1 protein-coding gene is annotated in these 487 nt (G+C 71.3%); it reads right to left on the bottom strand.

The annotated features are described in order from the left end of the window. Window positions 1-324, bottom strand: a 324-nt coding sequence (locus JK361_RS40720; RefSeq protein ID WP_372448797.1) for a polyketide synthase dehydratase domain-containing protein, incomplete at its 3' end; no start/stop codon positions are given. Window positions 325-487 lie beyond the last annotated feature (163 nt).

A 487-nucleotide genomic window follows, 5' to 3' on the forward strand; every position in this document is an offset into this window, starting at 1 on the left:
ACCGTCGGCCCCGGGATCGATCAACACCAGAGCGTGCAACGCCGCGTCCAACAGAGCCGGATGCACCCCAAACCCAGCACCAGCACCAGCGCCAGCGCCAGTGCTCTCGTCGTGCGGCAGCCCGACCTCGGCGAACACCTCCCCGGACCGGCGCCAGACCGCCCGAACCCCCTGGAACAGCGGCCCGTAGTCATAACCGGCAGCGGCGAACTCGTCGTACAACGCCGACACGTCCACCTTCTCCGCATCCACCGGCGGCCAGGTGGTGGGCTCGGAGACCGGCTCGTCCGCGGCCTCGGGAGCCAGGACGCCTCGGGCGTGCACCGTCCACTCCTCCCCGGAGCGGGAGCGCACCACCAGCGTCCGACAGCCGGACTCGTCGGGGCCGGTCACGCTCACATGGAGCCGTACCTCACCGTGGTCCGGTACGAGCAGCGGCGCTTCCAGCACGAGTTCCCGCAGGACGGGGGTCTCGGCTTCCGCACCC

Source organism: Streptomyces musisoli (assembly GCF_016741855.1).
Classification (GTDB): domain Bacteria; phylum Actinomycetota; class Actinomycetes; order Streptomycetales; family Streptomycetaceae; genus Streptomyces; species Streptomyces musisoli.